Source organism: Acetomicrobium sp. S15 = DSM 107314, from assembly GCF_016125955.1.
Classification (GTDB): domain Bacteria; phylum Synergistota; class Synergistia; order Synergistales; family Thermosynergistaceae; genus Thermosynergistes; species Thermosynergistes pyruvativorans.
Window position 1 is genome coordinate 1 of sequence record NZ_JADEVE010000165.1, and the last position, 411, is coordinate 411.

The window sequence follows — 411 nt, forward strand, 5'->3', positions numbered from 1 at the left end:
AATTTCCCATCCTCCTAACGCCCATGTAATCCCCTGGCTGCTACGAAAGCTATCCCGTGCTTGGTCAGGCTTTCAGCGGTGCGGTTTAAGGCTATGTGCTTGAGCATATAATTCTTCTCGAGGCTTTCCCAATGACCGGAGGCTATGACCTCCTCCTTGGCGCGGAAGTAATCGAGTATATCGGAGGGGTGATCCAGAGAAGATTCGTCCTCGAAGTCGCCTCCCTCATGTTTGGCCGATATGTTGGGCACCGTCACGGCTACTTCTACCAATTCGTCCCTGCGGCAGTATGGTTGGCGCACGATGCTTTTGGCTGTTTCGGTTTTGTGGTTTTCTATGCGCACCTGGTCTTCAAATCCGAGGTCGAGCCTGATCTGCGCCGCGGTCTTTATCGTGTCGGCGTTGACGGAG

General features: G+C 53.8%; 1 pseudogene. It reads right to left on the minus strand.

Annotated elements, in window-relative coordinates:
- Positions 1 to 14: 14 nt before the first annotated feature.
- Positions 15 to 411 (minus strand): annotated as a pseudogene (locus EZM41_RS03925) (hypothetical protein); the annotation flags it as partial.